The organism is Glutamicibacter sp. AGC84 (assembly GCF_053543575.1).
Window position 1 is genome coordinate 151,542 of sequence record NZ_JBLVOC010000006.1, and the last position, 15,489, is coordinate 167,030.

Sequence of the window (15,489 nt, forward strand, 5' to 3'; positions counted from 1 at the left end):
ATAGCCCCCAGGTGCACGAGCCTGGGGGAGCGACTGTAGCTCGGTGGCATGAGCCCACGGCGTGAGGGCCGTGAATCGCAGGTTCGAGTCCTGCCAGTCGCACGAGGGGTAAACACACCAATGTGTGAAGGCGCCCATGACGGCTGCGAGTAGGGAAACCTAGTCTTCAACAGCCCAAGGCCAACCTGCCCCACCAAACTTGACGGCGGCCAACAAGCCGACAACACAACAAGACGCACACAGTAGTGCCCCGCCACACCGAGTGGGTATAACGGGGCACGCGTGATGCGAAACTACAGCGGACCAGCCGCCGTCAACAAAACTAATTACAACGGGCCACCAGCGCTTGTGACACGAGGGCACGGTGACCGCCAAGATGGGCGTCATAGCTGCACGCCAGTCCGCCTGGGCATGTGGCGCTGGTGATATGAACTTCGCCAGCACTCAGCGTTTTGTAGCGGTAAGTGATTTCTTTCTGGGATTCCGGGCAAATAACAATAGGATCGAATTTCTTCACGAGTACATCCTTCGAATGAGTGGACTTGCTTACCTTAATAGTTTATCATATGCAAATTCTTGTTTATTTATAAACTAATTGAATAGGTATTAAATAAAGAAAGAAGGTGCCACCGTGTCTGCCGCTTATGACTGGGCGGAGTACGCGGCCCGAGCCTTCGAGATACCAGAGCATGATTGGGCTACCCCCGGCCAGCTGGCGAAAGCGATCGAGCCGACCACGTTGCAGACCCCGGCACTTGATCTGATCGACGAGTACCTGGTGAAGGTCGAAGCGGGGGAGATCGACCGGCTGATCATCAACCTTCCGCCCCAGGAAGGCAAGAGCACCCGCGTCACAACGATTGGGCCATTGTGGTTCCTGACCCGTAACCCTGACCGGCGTATCGCCATCGTCTCCTACGCCCAGGATCTTGCCGACGAGTTCGGGCGCAATATTCGTAACCACATCGCTTCCAATGACGGTGACGACGAAACACTCGACCTCGGGCTGCGCGTAGCCAAAGACAATGGCGCTGCACGACGCTGGAAGCTCGACGGGAAAAAGGGTGGAGTCCGCTCCGTCGGTATCCGCGGCGGCCTGACCGGTCGAGCCGTTGACGCACTGTTCATCGACGACCCCATCTCCAACTTGGAACAGGCCTACTCCAAAACCTACCGTGAGCAAGCATGGGGGTTCTGGCAGTCCGTCGGCATCACCCGACTCGCCCCCGGCGCCCCAGTCATCCTCGTTCTTACCCGCTGGCACGCTGACGACCTCGCCGGCCGACTGCTCGCCGGTGAAGACGCTGACCGCTGGACAGTGCTCAACATCCCTGCCGAAGCCGTGGAAAACGACCCACTAGACCGTAAACCCGGTGAATGGCTCGAATCCGCCCGACAGCGCACCCCGCACCAGTGGGAACAGATCAAAGTCTCCGTCGGCCCCAAAGTGTGGCAATCCCTCTACCAGGGCAACCCAACCTTGGACGACGGCGGCGTACTCCCAACAGAGTGGGCCCGCTACGAACAACCAATGTGGATCGAACACGCAGACGGACGGCACACCGTCCCCGGCATCGACCGTGACGACCACGAACTCATACAGTCCTGGGACCTTGCTTTCAAGGGCGAGAACACCAGCGACTATGTTGTGGGCCAAGTCTGGTTGCGCGTCGGCAACGTCGCCTACCTGTTAGACCAAGTGCGCCGGCGGATGAACTTCAACGAAACGTGTGAAGCCATCGAAGCCTTGACAGCGAAGTGGCCGGAAGCAACCGCCAAGCTCGTTGAGGACAAGGCCAACGGCCCCGCGGTCATGAACGCTCTGCAGAAAACAGTGATCGGGCTGATCCCAGTCGAACCAGTTGGCTCGAAATACGCTCGCGTGTCAGCTGTCAGCCCGTTGGCGTTCTCCAAGAACATCGTCCTGCCATCCACGACGCTCTGCCCCTGGGTGGAACACTTCACCCAAGAAGCCCTGTCCTTCCCCGCAGGCGCAAACGATGACCAGCTGGACACCATGTCCCAGGCAGTGAATCAGTTGCTCCTGCACCGTATCGACGGGCTGGGGGATGACATTGTGCAGCCGGATGAATATGACCAACTCGAAACCGACGGATACTATCTGTCGCCCTACTAGGAATGGTGGTGCCGTGTGGATCTGAACCTCGAAGATTGGGCGCCACTAGCCGAAGCTGACACAACCGAGCGCGTCCCAGTAGGCACCGTGTCCACGCTAGAACACAAGCTAGAAACCCTGACTGAGTCCATGGCCCAGCTGTCATTGGCACGTGAAGATGCTGGTTGGGAACGGATCCTGCAGGATGGGCAACGTGAACTCACACCGGAGGCGCGCCGCCGCAATGCTGAGCTGTGCCGTGTGTATGCGATCGCTAACCCGCTGATCAAGCGCGGCCTGGAGCTGCGTGCAGCGTACGTGTTCGGGCAAGGCGTTGGCACCACAGCCACCGGCGAACGCGTCAACGAGCTCGTGCAGACTTGGTTGGACGACCCGGAAGTACGTGAAGTGTTCGCCGGATCCGAAGCGCAGGCACGCAACGAACTAGCCTTGGGCACTGACGGCAACGTGTTCTTCGCACTGTTCACCAACCCTCTCACTGGGCGGGTGAAGCCCCGTGTGATCCCGTTCGAGGAAATCCAGGAGCAGATCACCGACCCGGAAGATTCCCTGTCTGTCCGCTACTACAAGCGGGTCTGGAACCGGCGCGACGCATCCGGCAGAGAGCAGGAGGTCACGACCTACCACCCTCGGTACGATTACCGCCCTCAGATGCGCCAACGCCGATACGGGGCCACCCCGAACAGTGTCGGCCACGACATCATCTGGGATGCACCGATCTACCACATCAAGGTCAACGCCCTCACCGGCTGGCAATACGGCATCGGCGACGCTTTCGCCGCCCTGCCGTGGGCCCGCGGGTACAAGGAATTCCTTGAAGCGTGGGCGATCATGATGAACGCCCTGTCCAAGATCGTTTGGCAGCGCGTCGGCAAGAGCGGGAAGCGTACCGCGGCGACAGGTCGTCGTGAGCTGCAGAAGATCGAGAGCATGGCGCCAGGCGGTGGCGTGAACGCTACTGACGATTCGAAGCTTGAAGCGGTGCCGAAGACCGGCGCCACCATCGACTCTGACTCAGCGAAACCATTGGCAGCCATGGTCGCCACCGCGCTGGGCATCCCAGTCACCATGCTCCTTGCGGATCCCGGCCAAACCGGTGCACGCGCTGTAGCGGAGACGTTGGACTTCCCAACCACCCTGACCATGCAAGGTCGCCAAGAGGTTTGGCGTGAAGCACGCCGGCAGATCCTCGGCTACGTCATCGACCAAGCAGTCATCGCCCCGCGAGGTGTGCTTCGTGGCCAAGGCAGAACGGTGCGAGACGGTGACCGGCTCCAAACGGTGCTCACCAAGGAAGATGACCGGACGCTCACCATCGCGTTCCCGGACATCACCAAGGTTGATCCGAAAACCATGATGGACGCTTTGGAGAAGGCCGACGGGCACATCCCACCACTACTGTTGGCTGAGATGATCATGCGCGCCCTGGGCGTGCGCGACGTTGACGAGTGGCTGGAAGAGATGACCGACGAGGAAGGCAACTTCCTCGACCCTCTCGTGGCGGCTGGGCAGGCCGCGGCTGACGCGTACCGGGCTGGACAAGAATAGGCGGTGATGTTGGTGGCTGTCACAGATGAAACCCTGCTGATAGCCGCCGACACTCGCCGGCGCCTCCAACGGATGACCGACGAACAAGCCGTAGCACTCACAATGGCCTGGGTCGAGGCGTGGGATACGCTCACACCGTTGTTCAACGATGCCTTGCTGGACTTGCTGCAGGGCGCTCCTGACCGGTTGCCTCGTGCAGTAGTCGCACGCAACCGGAAACTACAGGCAGCGCTCAGGCAAGCCCGCACGGTGCTGAACGAGCTCACTCGGGGCGCGAACGAAGTCATCGAAAACAGTTTGGCTGACGCAGTGCTGGACGCGGTGCAATCGCATGAAGCAGTCCTGCGTTCACAACTGCCGCCGGCATCAGCTGGTGTCGAATTCGAACTGGACGCGCCAGCACCAGACGCGCTCGATGCGATAGTTCTTCGCACTACTCAGCAGATCCACTCGGCAACACGGCCACTGGCCGGCTGGGTGGCCGCTGCGATGCGTAAAGAGTTGGTCCGCGGTATCGCAGTGGGGGACAACCCCCGCGAAGTCGCCCGCAAACTGATCCGCGCAACAGAAGGCCAATTCAACGGTGGACTAGCCCGGGCTACACGGATCGCACGAACCGAAATGTTGGACGCCCACCGAAACGGGTCACTCACGTCTGCGAAGCAGAACAAAGAGCTGCTGACCGGCTGGAAATGGCAATGCACCCTAGACCGGCGCACCTGCCCATCCTGCCTGTCCAAGCACGGCACCCTGTACCCAGTAGACCAGTTCGGGCCCGAAGACCACCAGAACGGCCGCTGCGCACGCATCGACATCACCAAGTCGTGGAAAGAGCTCGGGTTCAACATCGAAGAACCAGCCGACACGTTCCCCGACGCCCGAGCTTGGTACGACGGGCTGACCGACGACTCGAAACTATCGATCATGGGCCCCACCAGAATGCAGCTGCTCGCTGACGATCAAATCAAGTGGGAAGACCTCGCAACCCTCCGCCAGGCCGATGCTTGGCGAGACTCGTACATTCAGACACCGGTGAAAGACCTGCTAGGTTCCGTCGCTGGCTGACGGGTAATAATCCACCGTCCCGCACCACTTGCACACCACGGACATTGAACCACCCGTAGGTCGCAAGAACACGCGTCCTACCTTCCATTCGTGGCCTGGGCATGCGCCCGGCTCGCCCGGGGTGTCGTTCGCGTCGTCAGCACTCATGGACACCAGTTTAGGAGATCCAACAGATGACCCATATCCGAGAATCCGCGACAGCTACCCGGCGCGGCCCCGGCCGTATCCTGCTGACTCTGATCAGCCCCGGCCAAGGATCCAGCGGCGACTACACGCCGGAGGTCCTGGCGACTGCCGCCACAGAGCGTGCATTCCCGCGTGGCACCTTGGGCATGATCGACCACGACACCCCCACCGAGATGATGGAACGCCCAGAAGGATCCCTCCGGAACCTCGCCATCGTCCTGGAAGAAGACGCATACGTTGGCGAAGGCGGCGCGCTGCAGGCCGAAGCGAAAGTTGCTTCCGCGTGGCGTGACCTCGTCGACGACTTCCACGAGCACATCGGGGCCAGCATCTTCGCCAGCGCCGAAATCAGCGTGAACGAATCCGGACAGAAGATCGTGGAACGCATCATCCCCGACCCATTCAACCGTGCCGACCTCGTGACCGTGGCAGGCCGCGGTGGAAAGATCGACCAGGTACTCGAAGCCGCGAAGGTCATCGAATCCCGGTCCATCATCGCCGAAGCCACCGCCAGCGACATCCGCATGTGGCTGCAAGCCACCATCCGCGGATCCCACGACGATTACGCATGGGTCGCTGACCACGATGACACCTACGTCTACTACGAAATCGGTGACAAGTACTTCCGGCAAGCCTACGAGCTGACCGGTGTGAACGTCACCCTCTCCGGGGAACCTGTTGAGGTTCGCCGCCGGGTCGAATACGACCCCGTCATTCTCCCCGCCACTCCGGCCGGGGTAACCGAAAACAAGAAGGAGGATGCCACCATGGCAACCACCCAGATTGAGGAAGCGGAACTGACCCAGCTCCGCGAGTCCGCCGGCCGGGCCACCGCGCTGGAAGCAGAACTGCAGGCCGAAAAGGACGCACGAGCCAAGGAAGCCGCCGAGCGCGCAATCGAAGCCGCTGCGAACCGGGTCAAGGAAGCTAAGCGCATCGTCGCCGAAGCTTTCGGTGAAGACGCACCAGCGCTCTACACCCGCCTCGCAGAATCCGTCGCAACCCCGGAGGACTTCGACGCGGACGCGTTCCGCGCTGAGGTCACTGAGGCGGCAGCCAAATCCGAAGCCGACCAGGGCGCAGGCACCCCGCGAGGCATGGGCACCTATACCCCACGCGCCACCGAATCCAAGAAGATCAGCGACGACGAACTGATCGCCGCCCTGCACGGAAAGGCCTAAACCATGGCTCTGAATCAGCGCTACCCCAACGCACTGCACATCGCACTGCCAGTACCATCCGGCACCAAGTCCGGCGAACCAGTCCAGGTCGGCCGCATCTCCGGCGTCGCCCAGATCGACCGCCAGGAAGACGGCAACGCCACCGTATGGCTCGACGGCTCCTGGGACATCGAAGTCACCGGTGCCATCACCAACGTAGGCGACCCCGTCTACATCACCAGCGACCGAAAGCTCGACGCAACCGCCACCGGCAACACCCCATGGGGCGTCGCCTTGGCCACCAAGACTGCCACCGCGGCACCGTTGGAAGTCGTTCCGTTCGGCTACACCGCTCCCGCTCCGGCCGGCGCCTAAGAAAGGAAGTCACACACCATGACTATTGAACTAGCACGTGAAGGCTTCCGCGCCGCACCCACTGAGGAAGAGCGCGTCTTCGAAGCCGCCAAGCTATTCGGCGAAGGACGCAACCCTGCGAACTTCTCCCGCCAGAACACCCTGATGGAAGCGTTCACCACTTCCGACTTCCCGAAGCTGCTTGGTGCCGCTTTCGAGAAGGAAGCGATGGGTGCTCAGAAGGACGCGGTCAAGGAATACGACCTGTTCGCGTTCGAGAAGAACCTGTCTGACTTCCGCCCGAAGAAGATGGTCGACCTGTTCGGCAACGAGTACTTCGAAGACGTGAAGGAAGGCGACGAGTACAAGGGCGGCAAGCTGGCCGAGACTGACGTCGAAATCAAGACCGGCAAGACCGGTAAGAACTTCGGCCTCACCTGGGAGCTGCAGCTGTCCCGCGACTTCTCCGACCTCGCTGACTTCCCGAAGGTACTCGGCAACGCCGCGGTGAACACCGAGAACCGCAAGATCTACGAGGTACTCGTAGGATCGACCGGTTTGAAGACCGGCTTCTTCGGCACCGTGGACACCAAGCCACTCACCGCTGAGAACATGATCGCCGCCATCGAGGGCATCTCGCTGAAGGAGAACCACCGCAAGGAACTGGTTGACGTCAGCACCATCGTTCTCGTGGTAGGCCCTGGCCTGGCCATGCGTGCACGCCAGATCCTCAACGCGGAAAAGATCGTCCGAAAGGTCGACGACGGTGCCGGCAACGTCACCGAGACCGAGGAAACCAACCCGTTCCGAGGCTTGGTGCAGCTGCAGGTGTCCCGCGAGTTCATCAACCTGAACGGCGCGGCCACCAAGAACACCAGCTGGGCGCTCCTGCCGGGCAAGGCTACCGCTAACCCGGCTGTGGTCAAGACCGGCCTGATCGGTCACGAGAACGTGGATATCCGCGTGAAGCGTGACCAGGGCGAGCGCGTCGGCGGTGGCCAGGTGCCAGTGAACGACGGTTCGTTCAACGACGACACCATCTGGTTCCGTGGCCGCCACGTAACCGGTGGCGCCAAGGGCTTCACCGTAGCCGTCTACGGCTCCAAGGGCGCTTAGCCCAAACCCGTAGGGCTGAGGGGCATCACCGGATGGTGGTGCCCCTCAGCTATACCCAAAACTTTCGAAGAGGTGGTCATGGACTACGAAGCAGCAATCCGACAGGTACGCGTACTGATCGCAGACATGGGCACCCCTCCAATAATCGACGACCCAACCCTGCAAACCTATCTGGAACTGCAGGACTGGACCGAAGGCGCCCGATGGGCTGTGAAGCGCGCAGCCGCCGACGCGCTTGAAGCTATCGCAGTGTCCGAGGTGTTGGTATCGAAGAAGATCCGCACGCAAGACCTGACCAGCGACGGCCCTGCAGTGGCTGAGTCGCTCCGCAAACTCGCTGCAGGCCTACGCACCCAGGCCGACGACGACGACCCAACCTTGGGTGGAACGTTTGAAATCATCGACACCGGCCATAGCCGTCTCGAAGCTGAGGAATGGAGGGTCTTCTGATGCCATTCCCCGGAACCAAAATCATTCCAGACGGCTGGTCCGAGCATCACCGGCCAGTCGCCGCGGGCGGCATGACCGCTGATTGCGTGATCGAACGCGTCACTGACGGCCCTGCACCATTCCCTCTGCCTGAAGGCTGGACAGGACGCACTCAACTCTGGTCGGGCAAGGCCCGCATCCAAGAGCTGAAGCGAGAACAAGCCGCAGACCTTGCAGGCCAGCCCACCGAGTCACGCCAATACCTGATCCAACTCCCATACGACGGCACGCTGCCTGAACTTCATGTGGGGGAGCGCGGCGACATCGTCACCAGCGCTGGCACTGAGTACACACTCAAGCAACGCATGACCGGCTCTGAACTCTGGGCACACGACTTCATCGCATGGGAAAACCAAACCCAGCAAAACCCGGCCTAGAGTCCCTTCCGGCCGTTGGCCCAGTTGATCCACCATAAGGCGCCGGTGATCAAGCACATCACGGCACCAATTACACCAATCACGGTGAAGAACGGGGCTGCGGTACCGGCAAGGAAACCGAGTACGGCGACCACGAGGAAGAACAGCGCTGCCCGGTTCAACTTCACAGGCTTGATTGGTTTCTCAGTCATCCATCCACCTTACCCAGCGAGGGGAGGCGTCATGAGCTTTGATGCTTCAGAGTTACGCAACCTAGGCGTGGAATTCGGAACTGTTCCCAAGGTGGTTGGTCAACTGGCGAAGACCGTGGTCAAGAAAACCGCGAAGGACATCGAGGGCACAGCCAAGACCTTGGCGCCGGTGGACACCGGTTTCCTCCGCTCTGGAATCAAAACCTCCGACCTGCGCAATGTCAGCCAGGAATCACCGTCCGCGGAAGTCGTGGCATCCGCCAGCTACAGCCCGTACCTCGAATTCGGTACCAGCCGCATGGCACCTCAACCGTTCATGCGACCAGCCGCGGACAAGCATGCTGACGCGTTCGAGCAGGCGATGGCGCAGATCATCGAGAAAGCAGTGAACAGCTGATGGACGCAACCACATTCAGTGCTGAGCTCGAAGCCAAGCTGAAAGCTATCCCAGCCCTTGGCGGGCGAGCCTACGACGGGTACATCCCGGGCAAGATCCCCACCGACGGCGCAGGATACGTCCTGCCATACGTTTTGTTCTTCGCTGGAATCCCGGCAGACATCGGCGACCCAGATCTGACTGGCATGACGGACACCCTCGTGCATGACTGGGCACCGCAGACGAACTGCGTCGGACCCACGCCGGGCCACGCACGCAAATGCGCAGAAATAGTCGCCGCCGCGCTGACCAACACACGAATCGGGAACCACCGGCTGCACGTCGACACCGAGGCGTTCCGGGTCGCCGTGCCCATCAAAGACGACCAGGCAACACCAGCCCGGTTTTTCCTGCCGCTCTCGTGGCGGCTCACCACCACCTAAAGGAGGCCCACCGTGGCAACCCCTAAACAGGTCACCGAGCCAGCCACCCCCGCGGTGGTAGCCCGGATCACCGAACCCGCACAACCAGACCGCGTCTACGACCCGCGCAAGAAGGTCAAGGTATACGACACCAACACCAAGCAGGTAGTGCGCCGCCCAGTACCAGAAACCTGGCTGGACGGACGCTTCCCAAACCTTGCACCAGTCCCATCCTCGAAAGAAGGTAAGTAGCTATGGCCGCCAAGGGTCCAAAGATGCTCAACATGAACAACCGCGCCCTGTGGTGGGTACCAACCATCGCTAACAAGAACGCGCCAACGGTCGCCGAGGTCGCGGCTGGCATCCAGCTGACGTGCCTCGTGACCGTAGCGAACTACCAGTTCGGCATCACTGGCACCGCCGTGATTACCGACCCTTCGCCGTGCGACTCCATCGAAGCCGGCGCCCCAGGCATGGACACCGTTGAAGCTGGCTTCGACATGTTCCGCTTCAAGGACGCTGTCGAAGACATCGCGTGGACTACGTTCACCGATAAGGGCATCGGCGGGTACCTCGTGGAGCGTATCGGCCAGGTCGCTGACGGTGAAGACCCATCAGAGGTGCCACTGGCCACTGGTGATGAAGTCGCCGTGATGGAGGTCCTGACCTTGTCGCCACGCACTCTGTCGCCGGCGACTGCGGGTTACGAGAAGTTCAACCAGTCGTTCGCGCCGCAGTCCTTCGCGCCTCGCGCCGTGGTCGCTGCAGCGTAACCAAAGACCAGTCCGGGTAGGGGTGCTTGACTCCCGCCCTTGCCCGGACTCTAAACCTTTCTGGGGTCACCACAAACATTAGGAGTCAACCATGGCTGAGAAACGCCACAACGAGGGCACCGTATCCCGCGACCAGCTGAAAGCAGCTGTTGAAGCGTTGGGGCTGAAACCCGAAAACACTGTGTCAATCAACATGACAGCAGATCGTGTCCGCGTCATCGAATACGTACGCGACGAGAACGGCGCCCGGATCCTCAACGAAGCATTCGAAGGCTTCGACCGCCGATGCTACACCCTGCAAGTCAAGTAAAACCCATCCTTTAGGAGTCAATCATCATGTCCGAAAACATTGCACCAAACAGCGAGCTAGACCTCGACGAGTGGCTGGCCATGGGCGAACGCACCGTCCATAACGTCAACCTGTACAACCGCTTCGACCTGATCGCCGAAATCGACGCACTCGAAGCGCAGAAAGTCCCAGTCGAAGAGGTGCCCGAGGGCGACGAAGCCCTCGGCGGGAACAGCAACCCGAACGCCGGACTCGATGCTGAAATCGACGAACTGAAAATGCGGATCCATGCATCCAAGAAGATATTTCGCGTCACCTCACTGACCGACGCTGAAATTGCCGGCATCCGGGAAACCGTCCTCACCGAGTGCTCCAAGGAAATCGACAAGCAGGCTGAGCTCGGCAAGAACGAAGCGCGCAAGACCGCGGCCCGCATGGAAGTAAAAATCCCTGCCGACGTGAACGCCCTCGTGCGCGTCAACGTCAACGAGTTCACCCGGAAATTCATTGAGCGTGAATCTCGGCTCCGCATCATCGCAGCATCCACCACACTCATGAACAAGGGGCAACTGGTCAGTCTAGACCTAGAGCAGGCCCGCACACTCTACGAGAAGCTCGGGGAAGCACAAATGCGGTTGCTTTCCGATGCGAACGCACGCGCCACCCAGGACATCCCCGAGGTGACCGTCCCAAAATCGTAGAAGCCCTCGGAACCCCGCGCTGGGCCCACCTGCTCGACCTGGTGGAAACAGCGCGGGACTGCCGCATCCCCGTCACCGTGCTCCTGGGCGTACGGGAAGACGACGGGACGTACTGCGACCAAGACAAAATCATGCAGATCGCATACACGAAATACCTGAAAACGATCTGCTCCGGCTGCGGCCTACCCGCGCACATCACCCGCGGGGACGACAACGTCGGACGGTTCGAAGTGCACGACGACACCATGTGCCACGGCTGCGAAGCGTTGGAAACGTTTACGTCCAACAAGAACCGCACCACATGGCCGGGCCAGAAACTCCACCTGAAAGACACCCATCTTGACGGATAACTAAATAAAGGCGGTGCCCAGCGGTGGACAAAAAGCTGAGAGTTCTTGTTAGCGCCGAAATCGGTGCGTTCATCAAGGACATGGACCGGGTTTCCGCAAAAGCCAAGGAAACCGCCAAAAAGACCGAAGACGCGGGCACACAGTCCCAGTCCGGCATAGGCCGCCTGGCAGACGTAGCTAAGCAGCACGAAAAAGCGTGGGGCCAAGTCGCCAACACCATGGTCGGCGCTGGCACCGCCATCACCGGTGGGCTTGTCCTGTCCGCCAAGGCAGCCATGGACTGGCAGTCTCAGTTCGCTGGTGTCCGCAAGACCATCGACGACACCGAAGAAGGCTACGCAGAGCTCTCCGACGGGCTACGCGACCTCGCCAAGGAACTGCCGTCCACGCACGCTGAGATCGCAGGCGTGGCCGAGGCCGCCGGTCAGCTGGGCGTGGCCCGCGACGACGTTCTAGGCTTCACCGCCACCATGATCGACCTCGGCGAAACCACCAACCTGACCGCGGAAGACGCGGCCACGAACATCGCCCAAATCTCGAACGTCATGGGCACCATGGAACGCGAAGGCTCGCAAGGCGTGGAACGCTTCGGCTCCGCACTGGTCGCACTGGGTAACGATGGGGCATCCACTGAAGCTGAGATCCTGTCCATGGCCCAACGCATCGCTGGTGCCGCCGCATCGCTGGGCGCTTCCGAAGCTGACGTGCTGGCCCTGTCCAACACCCTGGCATCCATGGGTGTCCGCTCAGAGCTCGGTGGCGGTGTCGCCACCCGCGTCCTGCTGAAGATGCGCACAGCAGTCGACGAAAGCGGAGAATCCCTCGAAGCGTTCGCCGGCGTAGCAGGCACCTCAGCCGAGGAATTCGCTTCCAAGTTCAGCAGCTCCCCAATGGAAGCCCTGCAGGACGTCGCCGAAGGCATCGCACGCACCAACGCCGCTGGCGGAAACCTGACAGCCACGCTAAAGGACATGGGCATCAAGGGCACCGAGGAAATGCAGGTCATGCTCGCCCTCGCCAACTCCGGCGACTTGCTTACCGAGTCCTTGGAGCTCGGAGCCCAGGCGTGGGAAGAAAACTCGGCTCTGGCCGACGAAGCCGCGCAACGCTACGCCACCGCCGAATCCAAGGTCAAAGTCGCCTGGAACAACATCAAGGACGCAGGAATCGACGCGGGAGCCGCCCTGCTACCTGTCATTGCCGGACTGGCAGAAGGCATCGCCGATCTCGTTGGATGGTACACGGACCTGCCAGAACCAGCACAGACTGCGCTAACCATACTCACTGGATTCATCGGTGTTGGCGCGCTGGTTGCGGGCGCGTTCATGAAGATCGCACCAAACATCGTCTCCACTGTCACTGGACTTAGGGACCTCCGTGCTGCCACACAGCGCGCAGAAGGCCCGATGACTCAGCTTGAAACCCGAACCCGCAAACTCGGCAACACTGCCAAGACCGCGGCGACCGGGCTGATGGCGCTAGCCACCGTGGGACCGATCATCGGATCAATGGTTTCCTCCGGCGACCTAGCAAACCTCGACAACCTAAACGCCATGCTTCTCGGAACAGGCGATGCCGGCGCCCAACTAGACGAAATATTCACCGGCAAAGGCAACTTCTTCAACGGGCTGGACGTTGACGGCATCGGCGACGCGTTCAAAATCATCGGCGACCCGTCAATCAGTGACAACATCGACCAGACGCTATCGAAGATTTTGACACTCGGTTCCCGCGGATCCAGCAACATGGAATTCGTTACTAAGAATTTCGAACAGCTGGATTCCGTCCTTACCGGAATGGTGAAGTCTGGCAACACGGAACAGGCAGCGGATACCTACGAGGCTCTGGCCGCGAAGGCTGAAGAAGCTGGCGTGCCGGTGGAGAAGCTTGCTGAGATATTCCCTCAGTACGCGTCTGCACTGAGGCTGGCTGACGCAGAGTCCAAGAACGCGGCCAAGGGTGCCGACGGGACAGCTACGGCCTACGAGAACGCGGCTAAGGCCGCGCAGGAAGCGGCTGATGCTGTTGATGAATGGTACGACTCGCTGGTCAACTCTGGCATGGTCATCATTGGTGAGAACGAAGCGATCCGGCGACTGCAGGAATCAATCAACTCGGCAACGAAGACCATCAAAGAAAACGGTGAGGTCGTCGACAAGAACGGCGAAGCATTCGACCGAACCTCAGACAAGTACCTTGCCAGCTCGTCGGCCCTCGACGGTATCGCATCCAGTACGCTCGCGGTCATTGACCCCATGCGTGAAGCCGGTGCGACCACCGCTGAAATGTCCGAAGAGATCGCGCACGGCCGGGAGAACTTCATCAAGCAGGCAACTGCGATGGGCTACAGCAAGGAAGCAGCTGCAGCCTACGCAGACCAGCTGGGCCTGATACCTGGCAGCGTGTACGTGCAGTTCAACTCCAACACTGATTCGTTGGCGGGGAAGATCACTGAGATTCACGAGTTGGTGCAGTCCACTCCGGACGGCAACGTAACCATCACGGAGAACTCGCCTGAAGTACGGGCGGCACTGGAAACCCTCGGATACATCCTCACCGAACTGCCCGATGGGCGTATCGAAGTCTCCGAAACCGGCACCGACGAAACCGGCAAAAAGATCGACGAGACCGCAGCCAAGAAGCGCGTCGCGAAGATCAACGCGCAAGCAATCACCGGCGCAGCAGAAGAAGCACTGAAGAACGCGGCACGCACACGCTTCGCCACCATCGCAGTAAGCACCCGATTCACTGACTCGGGCGCATCAGCGGTACATCGTGGCGGTACAGGCGGGCTGACCGGCAACTACCGGGGCGGGCAAATCAGTTTGCCTGGCTACGAGGACGGCGGGAAACTCCCACGTACCGGTCTCGGCCGGGACATGATCCTTGGGGTGAATTCTGATGGTCGACCCATTGCGAACGTGGACGACGAAGAGTGGATCATCCGCGCAACGTCAGCCAACAAGTACAACCGTGTGCTTGGCGCGATCAACGCCGACGACCCATCGGTACAGCACCTCGCCAGCTTCGCCGGCGGGGGACGGCCGGGTGGGCACGCGGCATCAGTTGGAGGTAGCGGTGGAACGACAGTGACGCTGAACATTCCGGTCTATGAGGCCACGGATGCCAACGCGGTACGGCGTGAAGTCGCCGACGAGTTGAAGTTCTACTTCGAGAACCAATTTCGCAGTTAGGCGGTGAGTATGAACCTCGTAAAGCTTGGCGTGCAAACGCTCACGGGTGATACCCACGCCCATGAATGGAAAGTTAACTCTTTGGATGGCTGGTGGGATACACCTGACATCAAGGAAAACAGGGAGGACGTGCCATACGGACACGGCGGGTACGTCCTCCCTGAGTTCTACCGGGAACGCTTGATCACCATCACAGGACGTGTGCGCTCGAAAACCCATTCACACCAGCACGAAGCAATCAACGCCCTGAAAGGCTGCCTCATGCCGGGCCAAACCAAAACCCTTCAAGTCCTTGGCCATGGGCCTGACCAGTGGGCGAACGTCGTGCTGGCGCGCCAGATCAAAGCGGTCCCAGTTACGGATGTGCACACCTCATTCCAGATCAGTTTGCGTTCGCCGGACCCTCGGATTTTCGGTATGGCGCGTTCTGAACCTGCAGCTGCTGGCGTAGCGACGATGGTGGAGAACCGTGGCTCGGCTCCGGCATGGCCGAAGATCGTTGTGCCTGGGGCTGTGTCTTCCGGCGGGTACACGATTACAGGCCCTGGAGGTGAGCAATACACGGTGACCGCGTCGCCGTCGTCCTCGCAGACCCATTACGTAGATATGTGGGACGGGATGTTGCGGGTGAATTCCTCGATGGCTGCCGGCGCTGGTCTGGTTGGTGCTGCTCAGACGTTCACCATCCCTCCCGGAGGGAAAGTTCCAGTCACATTGTCCAAGGGCGGACGGATCGAACTGTATGACACCTACATGTAAGG

Annotated in this window: 20 protein-coding genes and 1 tRNA gene; 18 read left to right on the forward strand and 3 right to left on the reverse strand. The window is 60.5% G+C overall.

All coding sequences use genetic code 11. The features are described 5' to 3' along the window. Window positions 1-29 precede the first annotated feature (29 nt). A tRNA-His gene (locus ACNPN0_RS04720) sits at window positions 30-102 on the forward strand. A gap of 220 nt (window positions 103-322) precedes the next feature. Here the strand turns inward: ACNPN0_RS04720 and ACNPN0_RS04725 are convergent. Next, window positions 323-517, reverse strand: a complete 195-nt coding sequence (locus ACNPN0_RS04725) for a hypothetical protein (RefSeq protein WP_448938752.1) — start codon at window positions 515-517, stop codon at window positions 323-325. Window positions 518-631: 114 nt separating this feature from the next. On the opposite strand from ACNPN0_RS04725, the gene terL reads away from it, so the two are divergent. The 3 genes from terL to ACNPN0_RS04740 are packed head-to-tail and all read left to right on the forward strand — an operon-like array spanning window position 632 to window position 4,750. After that, window positions 632-2,137, forward strand: coding sequence for a phage terminase large subunit (gene terL / locus ACNPN0_RS04730; RefSeq protein WP_448938751.1), 1,506 nt, complete (start codon window positions 632-634; stop codon window positions 2,135-2,137). A 15-nt stretch (window positions 2,138-2,152) separates the two neighbouring features. Next, window positions 2,153-3,685, forward strand: coding sequence for a hypothetical protein (locus tag ACNPN0_RS04735; protein WP_448938750.1), 1,533 nt, complete (start codon window positions 2,153-2,155; stop codon window positions 3,683-3,685). A 12-nt stretch (window positions 3,686-3,697) separates the two neighbouring features. Continuing rightward, window positions 3,698-4,750 (forward strand): phage minor head protein, encoded by a 1,053-nt coding sequence (locus ACNPN0_RS04740; RefSeq protein WP_448938749.1) that lies wholly within the window; start codon window positions 3,698-3,700, stop codon window positions 4,748-4,750. Here the strand turns inward: ACNPN0_RS04740 and ACNPN0_RS04745 are convergent. Next, window positions 4,730-4,897: a hypothetical protein gene (locus ACNPN0_RS04745; protein ID WP_441720282.1), complete on the reverse strand. Its 168-nt coding sequence runs from the start codon at window positions 4,895-4,897 to the stop codon at window positions 4,730-4,732. The genes ACNPN0_RS04740 and ACNPN0_RS04745 overlap by 21 nt on opposite strands. Window positions 4,898-4,923: 26 nt before the next feature. Between ACNPN0_RS04745 and ACNPN0_RS04750 the strand changes: the two genes are divergently transcribed. The 5 genes from ACNPN0_RS04750 (at window position 4,924) to ACNPN0_RS04770 (ending at window position 8,432) form a co-directional block, all read left to right on the forward strand. After that, window positions 4,924-6,117: a hypothetical protein gene (locus ACNPN0_RS04750; protein ID WP_448938748.1), complete on the forward strand. Its 1,194-nt coding sequence runs from the start codon at window positions 4,924-4,926 to the stop codon at window positions 6,115-6,117. A 3-nt stretch (window positions 6,118-6,120) separates the two neighbouring features. Further along, window positions 6,121-6,471, forward strand: a complete 351-nt coding sequence (locus ACNPN0_RS04755; RefSeq protein WP_448938747.1) for a DUF2190 family protein — start codon at window positions 6,121-6,123, stop codon at window positions 6,469-6,471. An 18-nt stretch (window positions 6,472-6,489) separates the two neighbouring features. Beyond that, on the forward strand, window positions 6,490-7,566 hold the full coding sequence (locus tag ACNPN0_RS04760; RefSeq protein WP_448938746.1) for a phage major capsid protein: 1,077 nt from the start codon (window positions 6,490-6,492) through the stop codon (window positions 7,564-7,566). A gap of 78 nt (window positions 7,567-7,644) precedes the next feature. Next, the gene (locus ACNPN0_RS04765) at window positions 7,645-8,016 is read left to right on the forward strand and encodes a hypothetical protein (RefSeq protein WP_448938745.1); all 372 of its coding nucleotides are present in this window, start codon (window positions 7,645-7,647) and stop codon (window positions 8,014-8,016) included. Next, the gene (locus ACNPN0_RS04770; protein WP_448938744.1) at window positions 8,016-8,432 is read left to right on the forward strand and encodes a DUF6093 family protein; all 417 of its coding nucleotides are present in this window, start codon (window positions 8,016-8,018) and stop codon (window positions 8,430-8,432) included. Before ACNPN0_RS04765 ends, ACNPN0_RS04770 begins: the two co-directional genes overlap by 1 nt. Here the strand turns inward: ACNPN0_RS04770 and ACNPN0_RS04775 are convergent. Beyond that, window positions 8,429-8,623, reverse strand: coding sequence for a hypothetical protein (locus ACNPN0_RS04775; protein WP_105661323.1), 195 nt, complete (start codon window positions 8,621-8,623; stop codon window positions 8,429-8,431). The two genes, ACNPN0_RS04770 and ACNPN0_RS04775, sit on opposite strands and share 4 nt — an antisense overlap. A gap of 31 nt (window positions 8,624-8,654) precedes the next feature. Here ACNPN0_RS04775 and ACNPN0_RS04780 point away from each other — a divergent pair, with 31 nt between their 5' ends. The 9 genes from ACNPN0_RS04780 to ACNPN0_RS04820 all read left to right on the forward strand — a co-directional run bounded on the left by ACNPN0_RS04780 (window position 8,655) and on the right by ACNPN0_RS04820 (window position 15,487). After that, complete coding sequence (locus tag ACNPN0_RS04780) at window positions 8,655-9,020, forward strand: HK97-gp10 family putative phage morphogenesis protein (RefSeq protein ID WP_448938743.1); 366 nt, start codon at window positions 8,655-8,657, stop codon at window positions 9,018-9,020. Next, a complete protein-coding gene (locus ACNPN0_RS04785; protein ID WP_448938742.1) occupies window positions 9,020-9,442 on the forward strand; it encodes a hypothetical protein in 423 nt (140 codons plus the stop codon). The genes ACNPN0_RS04780 and ACNPN0_RS04785 overlap by 1 nt, the downstream gene beginning before the upstream one ends. Window positions 9,443-9,454: 12 nt before the next feature. Continuing rightward, window positions 9,455-9,673, forward strand: coding sequence for a hypothetical protein (locus ACNPN0_RS04790; RefSeq protein ID WP_441720260.1), 219 nt, complete (start codon window positions 9,455-9,457; stop codon window positions 9,671-9,673). A 2-nt stretch (window positions 9,674-9,675) separates the two neighbouring features. Beyond that, a complete protein-coding gene (locus ACNPN0_RS04795; RefSeq protein WP_448938741.1) occupies window positions 9,676-10,194 on the forward strand; it encodes a phage tail tube protein in 519 nt (172 codons plus the stop codon). Window positions 10,195-10,285: 91 nt separating this feature from the next. Further along, the gene (locus ACNPN0_RS04800) at window positions 10,286-10,504 is read left to right on the forward strand and encodes a hypothetical protein (protein ID WP_448938740.1); all 219 of its coding nucleotides are present in this window, start codon (window positions 10,286-10,288) and stop codon (window positions 10,502-10,504) included. A gap of 26 nt (window positions 10,505-10,530) precedes the next feature. After that, window positions 10,531-11,184, forward strand: coding sequence for a hypothetical protein (locus tag ACNPN0_RS04805; RefSeq protein WP_448938739.1), 654 nt, complete (start codon window positions 10,531-10,533; stop codon window positions 11,182-11,184). Window positions 11,185-11,315: 131 nt separating this feature from the next. Continuing rightward, the gene (locus ACNPN0_RS04810) at window positions 11,316-11,534 is read left to right on the forward strand and encodes a hypothetical protein (protein WP_146112890.1); all 219 of its coding nucleotides are present in this window, start codon (window positions 11,316-11,318) and stop codon (window positions 11,532-11,534) included. Between the two features lie 23 nt (window positions 11,535-11,557). Then, the gene (locus tag ACNPN0_RS04815) at window positions 11,558-14,728 is read left to right on the forward strand and encodes a phage tail tape measure protein (protein WP_448938738.1); all 3,171 of its coding nucleotides are present in this window, start codon (window positions 11,558-11,560) and stop codon (window positions 14,726-14,728) included. 9 nt (window positions 14,729-14,737) lie between these two features. Further along, window positions 14,738-15,487, forward strand: a complete 750-nt coding sequence (locus tag ACNPN0_RS04820; RefSeq protein ID WP_448938737.1) for a hypothetical protein — start codon at window positions 14,738-14,740, stop codon at window positions 15,485-15,487. Window positions 15,488-15,489 lie beyond the last annotated feature (2 nt).